The sequence below is a fragment of the Alteromonas gilva genome, from assembly GCF_028595265.1.
GTDB lineage: Bacteria > Pseudomonadota > Gammaproteobacteria > Enterobacterales > Alteromonadaceae > Alteromonas > Alteromonas gilva.
In genome coordinates, this window is the sequence record NZ_JAQQXP010000001.1 from 2,441,155 (window position 1) to 2,462,391 (window position 21,237).

Genomic DNA, 21,237 nt, shown 5'->3' on the forward strand with positions numbered 1-21,237 from the left:
TGAAGCCAGGAGATTGTTATGCAACTTGTTGATATTGCTGTAAAACGACCGGTAGCCATTGGCATGTTTACGCTTGCCGTACTGCTCTTTGGCATGGTCTCTTTAGGCCGTCTCTCGGTTAACCTGTTACCCGAACTGGCGTACCCTACCCTGACGATTCGTACCGATTACAACGGCGCTGCGCCGGCTGAGGTCGAACAGTTGGTGTCTAAACCCATCGAAGAAACCATCGGCACGGTAAAAGGCGTGCGCAGCGTAAAATCCGTGTCCAGACCCGGCCAGTCAGACATTGTGCTGGAATTTGCCTGGGGCACCGAGATGGACTTTGCCAGTCTCGAAGTGCGCGAAAAACTTGATATTTTACAGCTGCCCCTGGACGTTGATAAACCGCGTTTACTGCGGTTTAACCCCAGCCTTGATCCCATTTTACGTTATGGCCTGAGCTTTAGCAGCCCTGACGCCTCCGCTGCCGCAATGAAACGATTACGTGTTTATGCTGAGGAACAAGTTAAACGCCAGCTTGAGTCGATTGAAGGTGTCGCCTCGGTAAAAATTGGCGGAGCACTGGAAAACGAGATCCAGGTACTGGTAGACCAACGCCGGGTGAGTCAGTTAAACATTAACGTTAATGACATCATTCGCCGTCTCAAGGAAGAAAACCTCAATGCTGCAGGAGGCCGGATTGACAATGGTAATCAGGCATTTTTAGTAAGAACCCTGAATCAGTTCAACGCAATAAATGAAATAGGCGACCTGTATATTGCCAACCGCGAGGGTAAATCTATACGCCTGCGTGATGTGGCAACCATCGAAAACGCCTATAAAGAACGTGACGCGATTAGCCGGTTTAATGGTCAGGAAGGCGCCGAAATTGCTATCTACAAAGAAGGGGATGCAAATTCTGTCGACGTGGCGCGCCTGGTAACGCAAGCCCTGACCCGCATAACTCAGGAACTACCCGCCGACTATCAACTAAACAAGGTCTACGATCAGAGCGAATTTATAAAACAGGCCATTGATGACGTGAAGTCCTCCGCTGTTATTGGTGGCATTCTGGCGATGCTGATTTTGTATCTGTTTTTACGTGATTTTTGGCCCACGCTGATCATTTCGATTTCGATTCCGCTGTCCGTTATCGCCACGTTTAACCTCATGTACGGTAACGACATCAGTCTCAATATTATGAGTTTGGGTGGTATCGCCCTGGCGGTGGGGTTGCTGGTAGATAACAGCATTGTGGTATTAGAAAATATCGACAAACACAAACAGCGCAGTAAAGGTTTGATTGACACCGCGCAGGCTGCTGCCAATGGCACCAAAGAAGTCTCCAGTGCCATTTTGGCCTCGACACTCACCACTCTTGCGGTATTCGTGCCACTCATTTTTGTTGAGGGCATCGCCGGACAACTGTTCAGCGATCAGGCGATGACCGTATCCTTTGCCCTGGTGGCGTCACTGATTGTTGCCTTAACGGTGATCCCGGCACTCGCTGCCAAAGCAACGCGCAAAGACACATTTACAGAGAACAGCGATTTTGAGCCCGCCCCTGCAGCGCCCAGAGAAGGCTGGCGCAAAGGTATGTATTATCTCACCCTGCCATTACGACTGCTGGTAAAACTGGTGTTTGGCATCGTTCCCATGCTGCTTACCACTGCTGTTATTACCTTATGGCGCGGGGTTGGTAAAGTACTGGCGATAATCTTACTGCCTCTGACCACACTTTTTAACCTTGGTTTTAGCGCCCTTGAAAAACTCTACAAGGTAAGCCTCGCGGCCGCATTGAATGCGCGCTGGCTGGTGCTTGGCGGCGCAGTAGCCGCCACCGCTTTTGCTTATTTACTGATCCCCCGTTTGGGAATGGAGTTAATCCCGCGTATGTCTCAGGGTGAATTCTTTATAGAAGTGACTTTGCCGGCAGGCTCACGGGTTGAACAAACTGATAACTTGCTAACGCGCCTGGCCGGGTTCACCGACTCTCTGCCCCAGGTGGCCCGCACCTATTCACTGGCTGGCACGGGCAGCCTCATCAGCGCAGCCCCTTCTCAGGGTGGCGATCACTGGGGCAAGCTTAATGTTGTGCTTAAGGACGACACCAGCGACGCTGATGAACAGCAAGTTAAACAATCACTACGGGAATTTTTAGCCAGGCAGGCCGGCGTACAGAGCAAATTTGGTTACCCGGAACTCTTTACCTTTGCCGCCCCTATTCAAATTGAGCTACAGGGCTATGACCTAAACCAGTTACAACGTTTTAGTGATGAATTAAAAGGCGGCCTGGAAGCGAATGACCGTTTTGCTGATGTCACCAGCAGTCTGCGAATTGGTAACCCGGAATTAAAAATCAACTTTAATCATGCCGCGCTGGCACGATTGGATATGGATGCTGCTACTGCCGCTAAACTCGTTGCAGCGCAAATTGGCGGCGAAGTCGCCACCCAATACAGTTTGCGCGACCGCAAAGTGGACATTCTGGTGCGTACTGAACAAACGCAGCGCGACCAAATCGAAGATATCGGCAGGATCATTGTTAATCCGGGGTCAGATCAGGCAATCCCTTTACATGCGGTGGCCGATGTATACCTCAGCAATGGTCCCAGTGAAATCACCCGTATCGGCCAGCAACGCGTCGCCCTGATTGAAGCGAACCTGCGCTATGGGGATCTGGCCCAGGGCGTTGCCGCAGCGCAACAGATCATCGATAACACGCAACTGCCACTGTCGTTAAAAGCGACCATTGCCGGTCAGAGTGAAGACATGCAACAAAGTTTCGACTCATTATTGCTGGCGCTGGCACTGGCCATCTTTATGGTTTATCTGGTGATGGCATCACAGTTTGAATCACTTGGCCACCCTCTGTTGATTCTGTTTGCCATCCCAATGGCAGTCGCTGGCGCGATTTACGGTTTATTAGTGACTAACACCCATGTCAGCGTGGTGGTATTTATTGGCCTGATTATGCTCTGCGGCATTGTGGTTAATAACGCCATAGTGCTTATCGACCGCATCAATCAACTGCGTGAGCAAGGACAGGACAAACACAGTGCTATCGTCACTGCAGCCCATACCCGTTTGCGCCCTATTATCATGACAACGTTAACCACCATTCTTGGTTTGTTGCCCATGGCCATCGGCTTTGGCGAAGGTGCTGAAGTGCGCACGCCAATGGCTGTAACGGTAATCTTTGGCCTGCTGTTTTCCACCGTACTGACATTAATATTGTTACCGGTCATCTACTCACTGTTTGACCGTAAACAATTCAAAGCCGTAAGCCAGGGCAGCGAGGAGCATGTGTATGGATAAGTTTGCTCAGGCGGGTGCCAGCCTTACCAGTTTTGCCTTACGCAAGCCGGTCACAGTATGCATGGTGTTTTTGTCGATGCTGGTGTTCGGCATCGCGGCCGGACGCTTATTACCCCTGGAGAAGTTTCCGGGCATTGATATTCCGCAAATGGTTGTGCAGATCCCCTATAACGATGCCACACCGGCTGAAATAGAGCGCATGATTACCCGCCCGGTCGAAGAAGCTATCGCGACGATGTCGGGCATCAAGCGTTTGCGCGCAACCTCCTATGAGAATCGCGCCGAAATATTTGTCGAGTTTGACTGGGATGCCAATATCAAGGCCAAGAGTATTGAAGCCCGCGAAAAAGTGGATGCCATACGCAATGAACTCCCCGATGACGTTGAGCGTGTCATGGTGTACAAGTTTAACACCAATGACATGCCGATTTTTCAGTTGCGGGTATCCAGCGACCGTGACTTATCCAATGCTTACGACCTTCTCGACCGCAATCTCAAGCAAGTCATTGAGCGGGTTCCCGGCGTCTCGCGGGTAGAGCTGTATGGCGTGGTAAAAAAACAAATCAGCATTCGCTTAATGCCTGAAAGAATGACCTCTTTACACATAAACACCGAGCAACTCGGCCAGCGTTTACGTGCGGCTAATTTTTCGATGACAGCCGGTCATTTTATTGCCAATGAGCAAAAGTACGTGGTAAATCCTCTGGGTGAATTTTCTGATATTCGCGATATTGAACAGATTTACGTTGCGCCGGGTATCATGCTCAAAGATATTGCCACTATTGCTTATGAATTACCGGAACGTAACTCGGGTCGCCACCTTGATCGCGCCTACGCTGTGGGCCTGAATATTTTTCGCGAGTCCGGCAGTAACCTGGTCGCCGTATCTGACCGTGTTATGAAGGTTATTGAACAGGCCAATGACGATCCCGCGTTTAATGGTATTAACCTCTATGTGATGGATGATGTGGCGGACAGTGTCAGTACCTCGCTATCAAACCTTGTTGAAGCGGGCTTATTTGGCGCGCTGCTGTCCATCGTAGTGCTGTACTTATTTTTACGTCAGATCACCACTACGTTGCTGGTGGTGCTATCGGTGCCTTTCTCTATTTGTATTACACTCGGCGTTATGTATCTGCTGGGCTACTCATTAAATATTTTATCGCTGATGGGCTTAATGCTGGCCGTAGGGATGCTGGTGGATAATGCGGTGGTAGTCACCGAGAGTATTTTTCAGCAGCGCGCCACCCATAGCGATCCCGAGCAGGCGACGAAACTGGGCGTGGGAAAAGTGAGTCTGGCGGTTATTGCCGGCACCGCCACGACTGCCATTGTGTTTTTACCCAACATCGTTGGCGTAAAAATAGATGTCACTGTGTTTTTAGAACATGTTGCAATTGCTATTTGTATTTCGCTCTTTGCATCGCTGCTGATAGCACAAACATTGATCCCGCTGCTGGCATCTAAAGTCAAACCACCTGCTGAGCATCAGCACAAAACCCCCGGTTATATTAAGCGTTACCGACAAATCCTGAACTGGTCGATGGGTAATCAGGGTAAAACGGCGGTGATTGCCCTGGTGATTCTGGCAAGTACTGCTATCCCACTGGGCGTCATTTCCAAGGATGATGAGGGCAACGATGATCAGCAGCGTATTTGGCTTAACTACCACCTCACGCAAAACTATACCCTTGAGGAAGTCGAAAAAACGGTCGACAAAATGGAAGAATATCTCTACGCAAATCAGGATAAATTTTATATTAAACAGGTTTATAGCTTTTATGAGCCGGGATTTGCAACGTCCAACATAACCCTGAAAGATGATTTACCCGTGCCGGTTTCGGAAATAAAACGGTTAATTAACCAAGACATGCCTAAATTTGTTCGTGCCCGCCCCTCTTTTCGCTGGAATGACGGTAATGGTGGCGGTGTCAGGCTAACCTTGCTGGGTGAGTCATCAGACCGCCTGCGGCTAATCTCAGACCGCGTGGTCGATGTGCTTGCCAGCGTTGACGGCCTCACCGATGTCAGAGCTGATGTCGGCAGCGAACGACAAGAGCTGCAGGTCCGGGTTAACCGCGACAAAGCCTATAAGCTGGGATTGTCCACACAACGAATATCTGGCCTCATTGCAACAGCCCTGCGAGGTAACAATTTGCGCACGTTCAGGTATGGCGAAGCAGGCGAAGTGAAAGTTCAGTTACTCTATGGTAAATCGGTTCAGGAATCGCTGCATGCATTGCGTAATCTGACCCTGGCCAACAACGACGGCCGCAATATTACACTGGACATGGTTGCCGATATCACTGTTAGCCCGCAACTGGCACAGATTAATCGCAACTACCGCCAGACGGCACTAGCCATTGGCGCCAACCTCAAAGAAGGCACAACCATGGATGATGCCCGCGAGCGCATTGAAACAGCCATGCAATATATCAATTTACCCACTGGCTATAACTGGAGTCTGGACGGCGGTTTCAGGCGACAGGACGAAGCCTTTGCGGTGATGCAAATGAACATGTTGCTGGCCGTCTGTATGATTTATATCGTCATGGCAGCGTTGTTTGAGTCATTATTGTTACCCACCGCCGTCATTACCTCACTACTTTTCAGCGTTACCGGTGTGTTCTGGGCCTATATGATAACGGGCACAGCCATGTCGGTAATGGGTATGATAGGTATGCTGATATTAATGGGGATAGTGGTGAACAACGGAATTGTACTGGTAGACAGAATCAATCAGCTGATGCAGGAAGGCAATGATCTGCTCAGTGCTGTTGTTGAAGGCTGCAGTTCCCGGATCCGGCCAATATTAATGACTGTCGCAACGACGGTGTTAGGTTTAGTTCCCCTGGCATTAGGCGGAGCAAGGATTGGTGGAGATGGACCTGCTTATGCCCCAATGGCCATTGCCATCATAGGCGGACTGGTGTTTTCAACCTTAACAAGTTTATTTCTGGTACCGCTGGCTTATGTCTTGTTGCTAAAACTTCGGTACAGGGTAGGTAAAATGATTCACAAAAGTGGTCGGCAGGTGAGCCGTTGGATTAAGGTGTAACAAAATAAAAAAGAGTTAAACGGGAACACGATTCTTTAGACCACAGCGGTTCCCGTTTATTCATTTCAACCACAATTAGCTACGTGCAGTTAGAAACTGATATACATTCGATGCATCACGTGATTGAGAAAACTCAACTAAAGAAACACCGTTGCAGGTTACGCCATTTTCAGCTTTAACCACTTTTAATACTTCGCGCTGGCTTGCACCGATAAGACCAATATTGCGTGATACTGAAGTACGAAGTAAACGCACATCGTCTTTAACTACCGCCTTACAAAAACCCGCGAACTCAGTATCGCCAATAAAACGTACGCCGTCAGCAGTAACATCAGCAGACGCAGACGCAACACTCATTACAGACAAAACAGCTGCGGTAATAGTAGATTTAAATAACTTGTTCATTTCAGTTTCCTCTCTGGGTTAATTATAACTCTGAGCACAATACAGGTTGTTGCTGCTGCAGAGTGCACCGGGTGATTACCGCTGGTGCACTATATTTATGCCCTATCTGAAATAAAATTACTGTTTTTTTATTGTATAGGTATGGTGAACCTAACGTAAAAATGAATGTTAACAGCAGATTAAAATCATAAATCATTGTATATAAACATTATTTATGAAATTTATATTTCTTTATGGAATATAAAACATTTACATTTAATTAAATCGTTCTAAAAAATGTGTCAAAAACTGAAATAAAACAGTCAAAAACAGGTTGAATTTACATGTCTTCACATCTTAATTGCGTTTGAACCTGCCTGAATCGACGCTAATCTGTAATTTAATTACATAAAAATGTAAAAATATAAGCAGATCTCCGTATTGTCCACGGCGGTGTTTCGCTCATTTTTGCTCACTGGCGCATACAAAGCGCAAAAAACATGTGCAGTAAATTAATCCGCTAATGGGCGGAGGCAGTCTCATCAAGCTCAACACAATGAAGCTATCTAATGGGAATGGCAAGCGGCGGGGTGCCAATGACACCACTGATATCAAATCGGCTAAATGAAGATGGTATGCATTGAGCGTGAATTAATAACAGCATGGTGATGATTGCTGCGTTGTTGCCGGTTAACTGCAAGCATAACTTTAATATTGTCGTTAATAATGTATCGGTCGCATAAAAAAACCAACCGGGTTAAAGCTAACCCGGTTGGTCACAAAGATGCAGGCTACCGTGTAAAACGGCAGGGTTAAACGTAGTTTCGTTCCCGTTTGGTCTCAATGGCATCAATATAGCCATGCCATGACGCATAGCCCAGTAATGGCATCAGTACAATAAAACCAATAAATCCCGTCACAAAGCCAATCGCGACCATGGTAAATATGATGCCTGCCCAGATAAACATGGGCACCTTATTCACCCACACCGCGTTAATACTGGTCATCACCGCCGTGGCTAAGTCCACTTTACGTTCCAGCAGAATGGGCTGGGTAAAGGCGGTTATAAGAAACATCGCCACGCAAAACAACGCCCCAACTCCGGTTCCCAACAGTAAGAACGGCATTAAACTTTCCACGTTTTCAATTTGATGCTGAGGGTAAAGCGCATGAATGATGGACGCGACCCGCAGCCAAAAGATCATCAGTACCATCAGTAGAATACCAAAGCCCCACTCATTCACCGCATTGCGGCGGATTGCGCGCAACGAATGCGCCAGTGTGGGTTTGTGGCCTTTCTCGTGTTCCCAGCTAATATCGTAGAGTCCGGCGGCTAAAAACGGGCCTATCAGCATAAAACACACGATAGAGGGCAGGATAACCAAATGCCAACCGGTCATGGCAACTAAATAAAATATCAGCCAGGGGATGGCGGCAAATATAACGCCATAAAAAATCGACAACATGGGTGTTCTGAGTAAATCCTGCAATCCTAAAGATAACCACTTAATCGGATCTCCGATATCGAGTTCTTTACAAGGAATTACCCGCGCGATTCCACTCTCCGTAATAGCGTTTTGTGGTGTTTCTTTAAAGTGCTGTGACATAAACTCGCTTCCCTCAACTATTGCTATACCCGATGCGTTGCTGCGATGCATAGATTAAGCGACATGATTTACCCGGTTAATATTTATACAGATACGGGCTGCATGACGCTTTGGTTCTAAATACCAATGCAAAGGGCGTTCATAAACGACAACTATCGGGGAAACTCCAGCTTATCCACTACAAATATCAATGCGAAATTACTGTTTTAACTCACAACGCAGATTGTAACAGTCACCGCGCAACCCACTTATCCATTACTACTTTGTGGAATTTTCCCCGCTGTTATATACACGATAGTTAAGAATGCCAAGTTTCACAATCTATTAACAATAAAAATTATCCGGGTGAGCGCAGCGGATACCAGGAAACAGGCGTTTTAAAGGCGCGACTTAACGCCGCATTAAGATCACTGAAGCTGCACACATCGCTTGGCAGACCGGTAATGCATTCCGCAGTAAAACGGTGACAGTTGCGCGACAGCGCACTGTAGTTGATATAGGTGAAAATTCGTTGGATGGCACGTTGTGATGCGCCCTCCTGCACCAATGGCTGTAACTGCGCATTACAGGCAATATAAATGCTCGCGCCGCTGCGATCGGTTAAAAAACGCTGGGGCGAAATAGCCTTAACCAGGCCAGAACCGTGCAATTCAACAATATGATCGGCCACCCAAATGCCGGTATGTTCAAATAAACCGTAGATACCGCAACACACAACCGCCCCTTCGAGAGGCTCTACCTGCCGCTTACTCTCACCGGGATAAACGTCGACGCTCATAGTAAATAGCCAGCACAGTGCATCGGTAGACAATAATGTATACGGGTCATCTCTGTGCCAGCAACTACCCCGCTATACGCTGCGCCTTGATACAAGACAGACATAGTTATACTCCAAAAAGGCCTTGGGGGCTATTGCTCTTTTATAGATAATGTTCGACCTCTCCACAAGGGCAAATGTGTAACAATATCTGCAAGGTATTTCACTTATTGAGTAAAAATTTGCTTAACAGCAAATAACCTATGCGATACCCTGAAGCCCCTGTAATTTAAGTAGTTGAAGATGAAACCGGTAAACAGTTCGCACAAGTTAGATAACGTCTGCTATGACATTCGCGGCCCTATTGCAGCTCAGGCGCGCAAAATGGAAGACGAGGGCCATCGCATTCTTAAGTTAAACATCGGCAATCCGGCCCCGTTTGGCTTTGATGCCCCCGACGATATTTTAAAAGACGTCATCCATAACCTGCCAACTTCACAGGGTTATTCTGACTCAACCGGTATTTATGCTGCCCGCGTTGCCGTAATGCAGTATTACCAGCAGATGCACATTCGAAATATTCAGGTTGATGATGTGTTTATTGGCAACGGCGTCAGCGAAATGATCATGATGTCTATGCAGGCATTACTCAACACCGGTGATGAAGTATTGTTACCGAGCCCCGACTATCCTCTGTGGACCGCAGCAGTGAGCCTGTCTTCTGGCACGCCTGTGCATTATCGCTGTGACGAACAGGCCGGCTGGTTCCCGGACATTGATGACATAAAAAGTAAAATCACTAAAAAGACCAAAGCGATAGTGATCATCAATCCCAATAACCCCACCGGTGCGGTATACAGTAAAGAGTTGTTGCAACAGATTGTTGAGGTGGCCCGTGAACACGAGCTCGTCGTTTTCTCTGACGAAATATACGATAAAATCCTCTATGATGACGCCAAACATACCTGCATTGCATCACTGGCCGATGACGTGTTTTTTGTTACTTTCAGTGGTTTGTCAAAAAACTACCGGGTAGCGGGTTTCAGAGCGGGTTGGTTAGTGGTGTCGGGCAACAAGCGTTTAGCCAAACACTATATTGAAGGCCTCACAATATTGTCGTCGATGCGCATGTGCGCCAATGTGCCCTGCCAAAGTGCCATTCAAACGGCATTAGGCGGATATCAGAGTATTAATAACCTCGTTCAGCCGGGTGGCCGATTAAAAATTCAGCGCGATCTGGCGGCCAAACGATTAAATGAAATTGACGGTATAAGCTGTGTTGCGCCCAAGGGCGCGATGTATTGTTTTGCCAAAGTTGACGCCGAAAAGTTCAACATTGCCAACGATGAACAAATGATTCTTGACCTGCTGAGCAGCGAAAAAATCTTACTGGTACATGGCAAAGCCTTTAACCTCGACGAAGGCATTTATTTCAGGCTGGTATTTTTACCCCACAGCGATATTCTTGCGCCGGCAATGGATCGTATCGAAAACTTTTTTAACGGTTATCGCCAAAAAGGCCAAAAGTAATGGCCGACAACAGCCATTTCTTTGCGCACCTGGCCAGAATGAAGCTAATTCAGCGCTGGCCGCTGATGCGTAACGTGCACAGCGAAAACGTGCAAGAGCACAGTTTACAGGTTGCGATGGTTGCCCACGCCCTGGCACTGATTAAAAACCGCTTTTTTGGCGGCACGCTCAACCCGGATCGGATTGCTACGCTGGCAATGTTTCATGATGTGTCGGAAGTGCTGACCGGCGATTTACCAACGCCGGTTAAATACTTTAACCCGGCCATTAAAGATGAATACAAAAAGATCGAAAAAATCGCCGAGCAAAAACTGATTGATATGGCACCTGAGGCGTTTAAGCAGGACTACGCCGAGCTCATCGATAGCCATTATCACAGCAAAGACGAAGCCTTTATTGTTAAAGCAGCTGATGTGTTATGCGCCTACCTGAAAACACTTGAAGAGCTCAGTGCCGGTAACCGTGAGTTTACCCTGGCGAAAAAGCGTCTGGACAAAATGCTCAAAGACTATCATTCAGACGAAGTTGATTATTTTCTGACTCGCTACGTGCCGAGTTTCTCGCTGAGTTTAGATGAAATCACTCAGGACGATGCCTACGAAGAACGCGGAGAATAAGCTAATGAACAATCCCACCGACCCAACATTCGATGACTCAGCATGGCAATCGACTTGGTGGGAGCGACGCTTGCCGCGCACCCAGGCCAGAGACGGCGACCACCGTTCGCCTTTTCAGCGCGATAAAGCCCGCGTATTGCACTCCGCTGCGTTTCGCCGCTTGCAAGCCAAAACCCAGGTGCTCGGTGTAGGGCTGAGCGATTTTTACCGCACCCGCTTAACGCATTCCCTGGAAGCAGCACAAATTGGCACGGGTATCACCGCTCAACTGCAGGGAAAATACCCTAAGCTTACTGACTTTGTAAGCCTTGATCCCTACCTCATTGAAACACTGTGTCTGGCGCATGATATTGGCCACCCCCCTTTTGGTCACGGCGGTGAAATTGCCCTGCACTATATGATGCACGAACATGGCGGGTTTGAAGGAAACGGGCAAACCTTCAGAATTGTCGCCCGCCTTGAGCCCTATACAGCAGAGCATGGCATGAACCTGAGCCGGCGCAGTGTGCTGGGACTGGTAAAGTATCCTAATTTTATAGATTCGTTAACCAACACCGCTATTGTGCCAACCGAAAAGGTTGGCAATCGTCAGGTAAAAGCCGAACAATGGCATCCGCCTAAAGGCTTGTTTCGCTGCGATCAAACATTATTTGAGTGGTTACTCGACCCATTGCCGCCAGCAGAGCGCGACCAGTTTATGCAGTATGACACCAGCGATGGCCGTCATCATAAGACCCGGTTTAAGTCCTTCGATTGCAGCGTAATGGAACTTGCTGATGACATTGCCTACGGTATACATGATCTTGAAGATGCGATTGTGATGGGCATGGTCAAGCGTAACGAATTTGCTGAAGAACTGGAGAACGAGCTAGTCAACCTCGAGGTCGCCTGGTTATCGGACGCTATTTGCGGCTTAGGCGAGCGCCTGTTCAGTCAACAGCAATACGAGCGCAAGAATGCCATTGGAGCGTTAGTGAACTGCTTTATCACGGCCATCCAAATTGACGAAAACCGTCTGTTTGACCACCCACTTCTACGTTACCAGGCCGTGTTACCTGAACGTCACAGTGCTGCATTATCGCTATTCAAACGGTTCGTATATCGTAAGGTTATTCGCAAACCTGAAGTACAGCTGCTTGAATATAAAGGACAACAAGTGGTGATGGAACTGTTTGAAGCCTTTAGTTCGGACCCTACCCGCTTGCTACCGGAAAATACCCGTCAGCGTTATCAGCTCGCCGCCGAGCAAGGCAACGGACAACGCGTTATTGCCGACTATATCGCTGGCATGACCGACGAGTTTGCTGCGCGATTATATTCAAATATGTTTGTGCCAAAGCGTGGCGGTGTGCTCGATACTCTTTCTCTGTAAGTCAGTGGCAGTAGTAATATCTGTATAGCACAGGTGCAGAGGGAGGCTCGAAGCATTCACTGCCCTTTTAAGTCTGACTTTTCCACTGAGAGCGCATTTGCCGCTGAGCGTCTCTGCAAAGCAACTATTCGTCCACAAGTTGAAATCTTTTTGCACTAATGACGGTCTTATTTCGTATCCAGAGGTAAGACACCTCGTATTAGATTATTTTGTAACGGATATTATGACTAAACGCTTTATACCATCACAAACATTCAAAGCCAGTGAGATCACAGAAGAGTCGGTATTTAAGTCACGCCGGCAACTGCTTAAATCAATGGGGTATGTTGGTGCCACAGGTTTGTTATCGGGCAGTGTGCAGGCGCGCGGCTGGTTTGATGAAGACGATGACAAAGTCGTAACCAGGACAAAACCGTTAGCATTTACCCAGTCACAGAAATGGTCTACCGACGAAACCCAAACCCCTTACGCTAAAGTCACCAGTTACAATAATTTTTATGAATTTGGCACCGGTAAGGACGATCCTGCTGAACGCGCCAAGCATTTCAAGGTCGATCCATGGACACTCACCATTGACGGCATGGTCAATAACCCTGTCACCTTAGGCTACGACGATATTCTTAATAAATTCCCTCTTGAGGAGCGTGTATACCGGTTACGTTGTGTTGAAGCCTGGTCGATGGTGATCCCCTGGTTGGGATTTGAGCTGAATAACCTGATTAAACTGGCTGATCCGCAAGGATCAGCAAAATATGTGGCATTTCAGACACTCGATGATCCAAAGCAAATGCCGGGCATACGCAATCCGTTTATTGGCGGCGGTATCGATTACCCTTATGTAGAAGGACTGCGTCTTGATGAAGCACTGCATCCCTTAACGTTAATGTCAGTGGGGCTATACGGTAAAACACTGCCGCCGCAAAACGGCGCACCAATCAGGTTGGTGGTACCGTGGAAGTATGGATTTAAGAGTATCAAGTCAGTAGTACGCATTACCCTTACCGATAAAGAGCCACCTACCACCTGGAATCGCCTCGCGGCTAACGAATACGGCTTTTACGCTAATGTGAATCCTGACGTCGCCCACCCGCGCTGGAGTCAGGCCAGTGAGCGACGCATTACCAAAGGCGGGCTATTTTCGCAAACCCGCATCGCCACCGAGAAATTTAACGGTTATGAAGAAGTTGCGCCGCTTTACAGCGGTATGGACCTCACTAAGTATTACTAAGCTGCTATATAACGGAACACTATGAAGTTGCTGCGTAAACCACTCAGGATGAGCCTTTTTCAGGTACGCTTGCTAAAAGGCGTGCTTCACGGGGTGATTCTGGCCTATTTATTATTAACCTTTAATGCTGCTATTAATGATAACCTCGGAGCAGATCCGGTGAAGGCGCTGCTTCATTTTACCGGTATTGGCGCACTAAATTTACTGGTAATAACCCTCATAGTGAGTCCGGCAGCGCGCTATGTACCGGCCCCGCCGCTTATGCGGTTAAGACGTATGCTCGGTATTTATGTGTTTGTGTATGCCCTGGCCCACCTACTCACCTATATAGCCTTTGAACTCCAGTTTGACTGGTCAATGGTAGTCGGCGAAATCATTAAACGGCCCTACATCACAGTGGGTATGGTGGCGCTGCTATTATTAACTGCATTAACCGTTACCTCTCCTAATAAAGTGAGGGCGGCAATGGGTAAACGCTGGCAGAGTCTTCACAACAGCATTTATCTGGTGTTGTTGCTGGCATTGCTACACTTTACCTGGTCGCGCAAAACAGGTTTACAGGAGCCGCTGATTTACTGGGTAATTGGCCTTATGCTGTTGTTTACACGAATAAAGATGTTCAAATCTTTCTTCAGTAAGTATTTAAAAAAGCACACAGGCAATTAGAGCATTATGATTGAGCAATTGGTTTGTCAACAAACCAATACCGCTTTTAAGGAAAGTAAACATACGAAGTATCGGCGGTGAAACCCATTCGCTATACAAAAAGTACATCTTCGCCCCATCAGATAGATCAAACCGATATCAATATGCCAAATCAACAAAAAAGCCGTTGTCATTTCTGACTACGGCTTGTTTGTTCTATCACGGCGAGTGAGGAGACTTGCTTTATCTAACCGGTGGCATATCAAATCTGTGTAACGATCTTGTTATACGGATTAGGCCTTTTTGCGGTTGCGACTCGCCATACCCATAAAGACTAACACTGCAGCAAAAATTCCCAGCGTTTCTGGCTCTGCAGCTTCTGGTGGCAGCGGCGGAGGTGTATCTTCATAAGTATAGGTATAAGTGTATTCAATGGATGCATCGGTATCAAAACTACCTTTAGAGGTATAATTACCTGCTGAACTTTGCATGATATCTGACACTGAGTTCATAAAATAATCAATTGTGCCATTACCAATAAAATCGCCTAAATCATCAGATAAACCGTAATCAATTGTTGATGAAACTATTAGCTCAAACGGACCAAGAATCCGTGTTTCGCCACCCTGGACGTTCAGAGCAGTTTTAAATTCAGGAGGAAAACTGGTTAAACTGGCAACAGCAGAAGCAGCAGTGTCTTCGTAAAACCATACTCGGCTCCATGCACCAACTTCAAAAGACGCCGTTGAAGTACCGTCATTCTTAACCGAAATATTACCGCTAGTATTGGCACGAAAAACCAGCTCTACACCCGTTAACGTATACATTCCACCATTATCGTCAAATTGATCTATATTGATGGCAGAATATACTGGGTCAGTGGTAGTACTGGTTTCTTTGTTGAAAATTTCGGCAATTGAAGAAACCGAGTCAGTAACTAATGCGGCATTAGCGGCGCCAGTAACCGTCAATGCTAATAAGAAAAAGACTTTCTTGAACATTATAAAATCCAATTTGTTACATTACGTTATATACACTAATAAATTTAGCACATTTTATGCCAATACATAGACCATTGTTTTATTTGGGGTTTTTATTAGCACTCTTTAAAATTGTAAAGTAACCTGACACCTTCAGCCCCATTAAATTACTGCAACCTTATCCTGAGATTTGTTCAGCGCACAACAATCACTAAATATCGCTAATAAGTTCAAAGCTCTCATTCAGCCAACCCGTTACACCACCAATCATTTTTTCCACTGGCCGGCCTAACCGGGCCAGTTTAATGGCTGCTTTTTCGATTGCATTACAAGGCGGACCGGCACAATACACCACAAACACTGTATCCCCGAGGCAATCGCTCTTACGTTGCTGATTTATTTTACTGTGAGGGATGATGGTTGCCCCCTCGATAAACCCTCTATGGGCAACCTCCTCTGTGCGCACATCCAGTAAAACAAAATCCACCAGGTTGTTGTTTAACGCATAATGCACATCCCAACAATCGGTTTCAAAGCGTAACAGTTGCTGAAAATGCGCCAAGGCTTCGTCACCCGGTGCAGGCGTTGGTCTGATTACGGTTGATGGCATGGTGAGTTTCCTTAGTAATCTATGATGTAAATGAACATTTATTATCCCGGGTAGACGACCTGCCAAATTATTTCTAAAATAACCACTATCGATAATGTTTAGACAAAGTTAAATGATGAATGTCACCGTCCTAGTTTGTGAGCAGCTATCGATGTTTGAACTCGCCTGCGCCACCGAGTTGTTTGCGCTGCCACGCCCCGAATTTAACCAGTGGTACCGCACAAAAATCGTAGCGCTTAAAGGTGACCAGTTTAGTGGCTTGTGCGATACGACATTTACGTGTCCGGTTGTTAACACCCTGCCAGCGACTGATTTACTGGTTGTTCCCAGTTTTCCTGTTCATATCACCAAAGTAGATACACACATTGCCAACGAGGTGCTGGCTCATTACCGGCGTGGAGGGCGAATAATCAGCTTTTGCTCCGGCGCATTTTTACTGGGCGCATTAGGCATTCTGGATAATCGTGAGGCCATTACCCACTGGCGTTATGCCAGCGAGTTTAAACAACGCTTTCCAGCAGTATCCTACTGTGAAGACAGCCTGTATGTTTACGATGGCCAGATTGGCTGCTCAGCCGGCAGTGCGGCGGCGATAGATTTAGGCATAGAAATAATACGCCAGGACTTCGGATATGAGTATGCCAACGCCGTAGCACGGAGACTGGTATTGCCAGCTCACAGGGATGGCGGCCAGTCACAATATATCCAGAAGCCCCTTGCCCGCCCCAACAACACACTGGCTAAGTGTATCGATTGGGCTCTCACGCAACTCAGTCCGCAGTTAACGGTTAACCAAATGGCGCAAAAGGCTAATATGACTCGTCGCACCTTCGACCGGCACTTTATCAAACAATTTAATATTACTGCACATCAATGGCTCTGCGAACGTAAGCTGGATGTGGCCAGGCAGCTGCTGGAAACGACCACACTGAGCATAGAGCAGATTGCCCTTCGCGCTGGCTTTGATAATGCCATTACCTTGCGGCACAATTTCAGAAAATATCTATCGGTTTCACCCACCCACTACAGACAAACGTTTCGTAAGCTACCCGACACAGTGATGCAATCTAACACAGTAATACAAAAACCAGGGTGCGCCTTATGACAGGTGCAAGCTCACCAGGCCACAGATAAATAAAACATAACCCGGCAGCTTCAGCCGCCTTAAAACAGGCAAACTGTACCTTGGTAGCCACAGCCACTTCGTAATCGCTTAAGACCGGCTTATCGCTAATAAAGCACAAACCAAACAACGGTATTACATCTTTACGTACAGGGCGGTTCGGCATTGTTTAAAAAAGTAGCAAATAACTCTTGCATGTTTATTTATACAGTATTACTGTATATACATACACTGTATAAGAAAATAGGAAACGCCATGACTTTACGGACTACTATACCAACTACACAGAACACCAATATTATTCAGTTTGCTCAGCGGGTTACGCAGCAACGGAGCGCCACTAAAGGTTGGTCATACTTGCTTTCAGATTCGGTCGCGTTTCAAAAAAACGTCGAACATGCTATTCGGATTCAAAAGCCCGACCAGGAAAAAATACCAACCTGGATAACACGGTTAATTACCAGTGGCCAATGCCGCTCAATTTATGTGGAAGATCTCAGCTTAACACCGCAAGAGCGTATATCGATTAACCGGTTATGTGAGCAGTATTCGGTGTCTTTAGTGACTGTTTCAGTCAACGACAAAATTGCAGGAAATATTGTTCAGGGCCCTTGGTAATTGCATTAAGGACAAGTAAACTGCTCAAATTTATAATTATCAGGAAGTCGTTTGAACTGTTATTGTGATAGCGGATTATGGTTTTCGAGCTGCTGTGAACCTTACATAAGCGGCCAACAAAATGCCCCTTCTCCGCAGGCGCTGATGCGCTCCCGGTACAGTGCATACTGTATAGAAAATTGGCAGTATATTTTACACACTTATGGCGAGAGACAGCGCCAATCTCTGTCTGCCAGTGATTTACAGGCAAGCGCGCAAAACACCCGGTGGCAGCGCTTAGAGATAGTGGCGACGTCAGACTACGCCACCAATAGCCAAAATAACCTGGTTGAATTTAAAGCCTATTATTTATTTGAAGGCAAGGCTCATGTATTACACGAAACCAGTCGCTTTGAGTATCAACAGGATGGCTGGCGCTATACCACGGGTGTTATTCATGATGATTCTGGCATTATAAAGCTCGGCCGTAACGATAAATGCCTGTGCGGCAGCGAAAAAAAATATAAACAGTGTTGTATGCGATTGCAGTAAGCAGCCCTGCAATTTGCGCCTGCTGATTGCTCCCGGTTACCAATCGATATAGACAGGCTTGTTGCGATCTGTGATGAGTTGGTTATTCAGCAATTGTAATTCAGTGATCTGAATAACACTGCGGCGCAAGGCATGATTACTGGAAACGGGCTTACCATCGACGCGACCGGGGTGAGTAAAATAAAACAGGTAAGCACGGTTATCTTTAACCACCACATCCGGATGCTGACCAATCTTAGTGTCATCTTTACCCTCGCCCGGCTCTGCGAGTAAATAGCCATTTTGCTGTTGCCAGTGTATTAAATCAGGTGAGCGGTAGACTGCCAGTCCACGCCAGGCATCTACAATCATCCAGTATTCACCATGCCAGTTAAATACAACCGGTCCTTCGCCCCGGCTGGGAAGCGCCGCTTTTCCTTTGTCCACCCAGTCATACAAATTATCGCTGTCAGCATAATATATCGACTTGCCATCGGGCTCATCATTATAAAACAATCTGAAGCCGCCATCGGGCAAGGTAATAACATCCGCATCAATGACTTTTTCACTGTTGAGAGACAGGGTCGACTGGTATTCCCAGTGGAGCAAATCAGCGCTGGTAAAATGCCCTATCGCACGGGGATGCTGCCAATCATTAAAGATGCCTGGCACCAGCGTTAAATACATATGAAAAGTACCATTATGAATAAACACTTCAGGCGCCCACAGAGTGGGTACATCCACGGGCATGCTGAAGCTGGCATCCTGAAGATAAGCCCAGTCTCGACCATTATCTGAAGCTGCGATGCCAATGGGCGTACCATGAACCCAGGCAACACCGTTTAACCCCTCGAGGTTAGCGCGACGATTAGTATAAAACATCAACCAGCGTTGATTTGCTTCATCACGAATGATGCTGGCATCCGCCGCGCCATCAAAGGTAGGATCGACATAGAGTGGCTGGGGCGCCGCTACACCTTGCTCTGTCACCAGCGAGGTGCAACTAGAAAGAATGAGTAACCATACAATAACAAGATAATGCATTCGCAATCCCAACAATGACTATTCTAGAGAGTAACGCCAGAATTCGCCTTCTCAAAACACTATCGCTGTATAGGTACCGGCAAGTTTACATGTGAAACTGTTAACTTTTTCTCGCGCTATTTTTTGTTATGCTTGACTCTGGAGTTAACTCTAGGGTTTATTATTACCGGCATGAATACAAAAGCTTTTAAGATTGGCCAGTTGGCTGGCCTGACCGGGCTCTCCAACGACACCATTCGTTTTTATGAACGTAAAGGGTTGATCCGGGCCATTCATCGGTCCGCATCCGGTTACCGACTTTTTTCGGACGCAGACTTGTCGCGGCTGCGTTTTATTAAACGTGCTAAACATGTTGGCTTCACATTAGATGAAATTGGTGAATTATTAGAACTACGTTTACATCCGGATGCGCACAGCTGCGAAGAAGTTAAACAGTTTACGCAAAAAAAGATTCACGAACTGAATAAAAAAATCGACGAACTTGAACGCATACGCACCTCACTCAGAACTCTGCATACGGCCTGTTGTGGAGGTGCTGAAAGTGCTGAATATTGTTCTATATTACAATCTCTGGAATCGGCGGAGGCTCCATGAACGACCTGGCATTACTGGCTGAAAACTTTTTTTTACTGTTTACTGAATCTGCGCCCTGGTTGCTACTGGGACTATTGGTAGCAGGTATCATGCATGAATGGGTGCCATTAACGCTGCTGCAAAAACACATGGGCAGCAGCCGTGTTTCGGCCATAGGCAAAGCCGCATTGATTGGCGCGCCCTTACCGTTGTGCTCCTGTGGCGTTATTCCCGCAGCGGTTGGCCTGCGGCGCAGCGGCGCCTCTAAACCTGCGACGATTTCTTTTCTGGTTTCCACGCCAGAAACGGGGGTCGATTCTGTTTCGGTATCCTATGCCTTGCTCGGCCCCTTGTTTGCCATTGTCAGGCCAATCAGTGCAGTTATCAGCGCCATATACAGTGGACTTATGGTCAAATGGCTTGATCCTGAACTGCCAATAAACAAGCAAAACACCGGGTCTGCCGCGGACGCCGCCACGCCCGTATCGGCTTGTTGTGCAACCGGGCAGTCAGCTAATACCAGCGCCACCGCACCGTCAGATTGCTGCGACAGCAAAAACGCCAGTACCGCCACTGCATCGTCAGATTGTTGTGGCAGCAAAACTACCCCTACCGCCCCGGTGTCTGACAGTTGCTGCGGATCCGCCGCGCCTAAGCAACAACGCGTGGCGCCAACCCTCTCCGTTGCCACCAGGGTTTCACAGGTCTGGCAATTTGCTACGGGGAAACTCCTTATTGATATTACAGTATGGTTATTAATTGGCCTGGCACTGGCTGCCGCCATTCAAACCTGGCTACCGGCCGACTTTCTTACCCGCTGGGGCGATGGCTTAGTGGCAATGCTGGTGATGGCCGTTATTGGCATTCCTATGTATATTTGTGCCACGGCATCAACCCCAATTGCGGTTGGCTTTTTAAGTGTGGGTTTATCGCCGGGCGCCGTGCTGGTTTTTCTGTTAGCGGGCCCGGCCACCAATATTTCCACCATGGGCATGATTGCCAAAGAAATGGGTCGTAAAACACTCGCACTCTATCTGTTTAGTGTGATCAGTGCCAGTATCCTGCTTGGGTATATCCTTAATTTATTAGTCAGCCGTTTCTCGTTACAATCCTGGGTAGCGCTGGGCCAGTCTGCTCATGATCACCATGAAATTTCAGCAGTCTATGCACTGTGTAGCGTGATTTTAGCGGCGTTAATGTTAAGGAATGGCTGGCAGTACTTACAGCAGCGGTTGGGGAAACCAGGGCAAGACAGTTGCTGCCATTAGCAGCAGCTTATCC

The 21,237-nt window shown here is 47.3% G+C and carries 18 protein-coding genes; 12 read left to right on the plus strand and 6 right to left on the minus strand.

Going from position 1 to position 21,237, the window contains the following annotated elements; genetic code table 11:
- Positions 1-18 precede the first annotated feature (18 nt).
- Both OIK42_RS10715 and OIK42_RS10720 read left to right on the plus strand, forming a co-directional pair.
- Complete coding sequence (locus OIK42_RS10715) at positions 19-3,300, plus strand: efflux RND transporter permease subunit (RefSeq protein WP_273640410.1); 3,282 nt, start codon at positions 19-21, stop codon at positions 3,298-3,300.
- Positions 3,293-6,358, plus strand: a complete 3,066-nt coding sequence (locus OIK42_RS10720; protein ID WP_273640412.1) for an efflux RND transporter permease subunit — start codon at positions 3,293-3,295, stop codon at positions 6,356-6,358. Before OIK42_RS10715 ends, OIK42_RS10720 begins: the two co-directional genes overlap by 8 nt.
- Before the next feature lie 75 nt (positions 6,359-6,433).
- Here OIK42_RS10720 and OIK42_RS10725 read toward each other — a convergent pair whose 3' ends face one another.
- From OIK42_RS10725 to OIK42_RS10735, 3 genes are all read right to left on the minus strand, one after another.
- Positions 6,434-6,763 carry a DUF3718 domain-containing protein gene (locus OIK42_RS10725; protein WP_273640414.1) on the minus strand — a complete coding sequence of 110 codons (330 nt, stop codon included), beginning with the start codon at positions 6,761-6,763 and terminating at the stop codon, positions 6,434-6,436.
- A gap of 791 nt (positions 6,764-7,554) precedes the next feature.
- Entirely contained in the window at positions 7,555-8,349 is a 795-nt protein-coding gene (locus tag OIK42_RS10730) for a DUF2189 domain-containing protein (RefSeq protein ID WP_273640415.1), read from the minus strand.
- A gap of 337 nt (positions 8,350-8,686) precedes the next feature.
- Entirely contained in the window at positions 8,687-9,127 is a 441-nt protein-coding gene (locus tag OIK42_RS10735; protein WP_273640417.1) for a hypothetical protein, read from the minus strand.
- A 282-nt stretch (positions 9,128-9,409) separates the two neighbouring features.
- Between OIK42_RS10735 and OIK42_RS10740 the strand changes: the two genes are divergently transcribed.
- The 5 genes from OIK42_RS10740 to msrQ all read left to right on the plus strand — a co-directional run bounded on the left by OIK42_RS10740 (position 9,410) and on the right by msrQ (position 14,519).
- The gene (locus OIK42_RS10740) at positions 9,410-10,636 is read left to right on the plus strand and encodes a pyridoxal phosphate-dependent aminotransferase (protein WP_273640419.1); all 1,227 of its coding nucleotides are present in this window, start codon (positions 9,410-9,412) and stop codon (positions 10,634-10,636) included.
- Complete coding sequence (gene yfbR, locus OIK42_RS10745) at positions 10,636-11,253, plus strand: 5'-deoxynucleotidase (RefSeq protein ID WP_273640420.1); 618 nt, start codon at positions 10,636-10,638, stop codon at positions 11,251-11,253. Before OIK42_RS10740 ends, yfbR begins: the two co-directional genes overlap by 1 nt.
- 4 nt (positions 11,254-11,257) lie before the next feature.
- Entirely contained in the window at positions 11,258-12,625 is a 1,368-nt protein-coding gene (locus tag OIK42_RS10750) for an anti-phage deoxyguanosine triphosphatase (protein ID WP_273640421.1), read from the plus strand.
- A gap of 223 nt (positions 12,626-12,848) precedes the next feature.
- Positions 12,849-13,853: a protein-methionine-sulfoxide reductase catalytic subunit MsrP gene (gene msrP, locus OIK42_RS10755; protein WP_273640422.1), complete on the plus strand. Its 1,005-nt coding sequence runs from the start codon at positions 12,849-12,851 to the stop codon at positions 13,851-13,853.
- 21 nt (positions 13,854-13,874) lie between these two features.
- Positions 13,875-14,519, plus strand: coding sequence for a protein-methionine-sulfoxide reductase heme-binding subunit MsrQ (gene msrQ / locus OIK42_RS10760; RefSeq protein ID WP_273640424.1), 645 nt, complete (start codon positions 13,875-13,877; stop codon positions 14,517-14,519).
- Positions 14,520-14,791: 272 nt separating this feature from the next.
- On the opposite strand, the gene OIK42_RS10765 is transcribed toward msrQ, so the two are convergent.
- Positions 14,792-15,499, minus strand: a complete 708-nt coding sequence (locus tag OIK42_RS10765; protein WP_273640425.1) for a choice-of-anchor E domain-containing protein — start codon at positions 15,497-15,499, stop codon at positions 14,792-14,794.
- 190 nt (positions 15,500-15,689) lie between these two features.
- Entirely contained in the window at positions 15,690-16,088 is a 399-nt protein-coding gene (locus OIK42_RS10770) for a rhodanese-like domain-containing protein (protein WP_273640427.1), read from the minus strand.
- A 115-nt stretch (positions 16,089-16,203) separates the two neighbouring features.
- Here OIK42_RS10770 and OIK42_RS10775 point away from each other — a divergent pair, with 115 nt between their 5' ends.
- From OIK42_RS10775 to OIK42_RS10785, 3 genes are all read left to right on the plus strand, one after another.
- A complete protein-coding gene (locus OIK42_RS10775) occupies positions 16,204-17,193 on the plus strand; it encodes a helix-turn-helix domain-containing protein (RefSeq protein WP_273641502.1) in 990 nt (329 codons plus the stop codon).
- A 273-nt stretch (positions 17,194-17,466) separates the two neighbouring features.
- Positions 17,467-17,829 carry a hypothetical protein gene (locus OIK42_RS10780; protein WP_273640428.1) on the plus strand — a complete coding sequence of 121 codons (363 nt, stop codon included), beginning with the start codon at positions 17,467-17,469 and terminating at the stop codon, positions 17,827-17,829.
- A 51-nt stretch (positions 17,830-17,880) separates the two neighbouring features.
- A complete protein-coding gene (locus OIK42_RS10785) occupies positions 17,881-18,360 on the plus strand; it encodes a YchJ family protein (protein WP_273640430.1) in 480 nt (159 codons plus the stop codon).
- Positions 18,361-18,396: 36 nt separating this feature from the next.
- Here the strand turns inward: OIK42_RS10785 and OIK42_RS10790 are convergent, their stop codons facing one another.
- On the minus strand, positions 18,397-19,383 hold the full coding sequence (locus OIK42_RS10790) for a glycoside hydrolase family protein (protein WP_273640431.1): 987 nt from the start codon (positions 19,381-19,383) through the stop codon (positions 18,397-18,399).
- Positions 19,384-19,554: 171 nt separating this feature from the next.
- Between OIK42_RS10790 and zntR the strand changes: the two genes are divergently transcribed.
- Both zntR and OIK42_RS10800 read left to right on the plus strand, forming a co-directional pair.
- Positions 19,555-19,977: a Zn(2+)-responsive transcriptional regulator gene (gene zntR, locus OIK42_RS10795; protein WP_273640432.1), complete on the plus strand. Its 423-nt coding sequence runs from the start codon at positions 19,555-19,557 to the stop codon at positions 19,975-19,977.
- Complete coding sequence (locus tag OIK42_RS10800; RefSeq protein ID WP_273640434.1) at positions 19,974-21,224, plus strand: SO_0444 family Cu/Zn efflux transporter; 1,251 nt, start codon at positions 19,974-19,976, stop codon at positions 21,222-21,224. Before zntR ends, OIK42_RS10800 begins: the two co-directional genes overlap by 4 nt.
- Positions 21,225-21,237: the final 13 nt, after the last annotated feature.

What these genes read in the sequence shown, in the direction of transcription:
- OIK42_RS10715 (WP_273640410.1), top strand. Translation starts at nt 19, where the DNA reads ATGCAACTTGTTGATATTGCTGTAAAACGACCGGTAGCCATTGGCATG.
- OIK42_RS10720 (WP_273640412.1), top strand. Translation starts at nt 3,293, where the DNA reads ATGGATAAGTTTGCTCAGGCGGGTGCCAGCCTTACCAGTTTTGCCTTA.
- OIK42_RS10725 (WP_273640414.1), bottom strand. Translation starts at nt 6,763, where the DNA reads ATGAACAAGTTATTTAAATCTACTATTACCGCAGCTGTTTTGTCTGTA.
- OIK42_RS10730 (WP_273640415.1), bottom strand. Translation starts at nt 8,349, where the DNA reads ATGTCACAGCACTTTAAAGAAACACCACAAAACGCTATTACGGAGAGT.
- OIK42_RS10735 (WP_273640417.1), bottom strand. Translation starts at nt 9,127, where the DNA reads ATGAGCGTCGACGTTTATCCCGGTGAGAGTAAGCGGCAGGTAGAGCCT.
- OIK42_RS10740 (WP_273640419.1), top strand. Translation starts at nt 9,410, where the DNA reads ATGAAACCGGTAAACAGTTCGCACAAGTTAGATAACGTCTGCTATGAC.
- yfbR (WP_273640420.1), top strand. Translation starts at nt 10,636, where the DNA reads ATGGCCGACAACAGCCATTTCTTTGCGCACCTGGCCAGAATGAAGCTA.
- OIK42_RS10750 (WP_273640421.1), top strand. Translation starts at nt 11,258, where the DNA reads ATGAACAATCCCACCGACCCAACATTCGATGACTCAGCATGGCAATCG.
- msrP (WP_273640422.1), top strand. Translation starts at nt 12,849, where the DNA reads ATGACTAAACGCTTTATACCATCACAAACATTCAAAGCCAGTGAGATC.
- msrQ (WP_273640424.1), top strand. Translation starts at nt 13,875, where the DNA reads ATGAAGTTGCTGCGTAAACCACTCAGGATGAGCCTTTTTCAGGTACGC.
- OIK42_RS10765 (WP_273640425.1), bottom strand. Translation starts at nt 15,499, where the DNA reads ATGTTCAAGAAAGTCTTTTTCTTATTAGCATTGACGGTTACTGGCGCC.
- OIK42_RS10770 (WP_273640427.1), bottom strand. Translation starts at nt 16,088, where the DNA reads ATGCCATCAACCGTAATCAGACCAACGCCTGCACCGGGTGACGAAGCC.
- OIK42_RS10775 (WP_273641502.1), top strand. Translation starts at nt 16,204, where the DNA reads ATGAATGTCACCGTCCTAGTTTGTGAGCAGCTATCGATGTTTGAACTC.
- OIK42_RS10780 (WP_273640428.1), top strand. Translation starts at nt 17,467, where the DNA reads ATGACTTTACGGACTACTATACCAACTACACAGAACACCAATATTATT.
- OIK42_RS10790 (WP_273640431.1), bottom strand. Translation starts at nt 19,383, where the DNA reads ATGCATTATCTTGTTATTGTATGGTTACTCATTCTTTCTAGTTGCACC.
- zntR (WP_273640432.1), top strand. Translation starts at nt 19,555, where the DNA reads ATGAATACAAAAGCTTTTAAGATTGGCCAGTTGGCTGGCCTGACCGGG.
- OIK42_RS10800 (WP_273640434.1), top strand. Translation starts at nt 19,974, where the DNA reads ATGAACGACCTGGCATTACTGGCTGAAAACTTTTTTTTACTGTTTACT.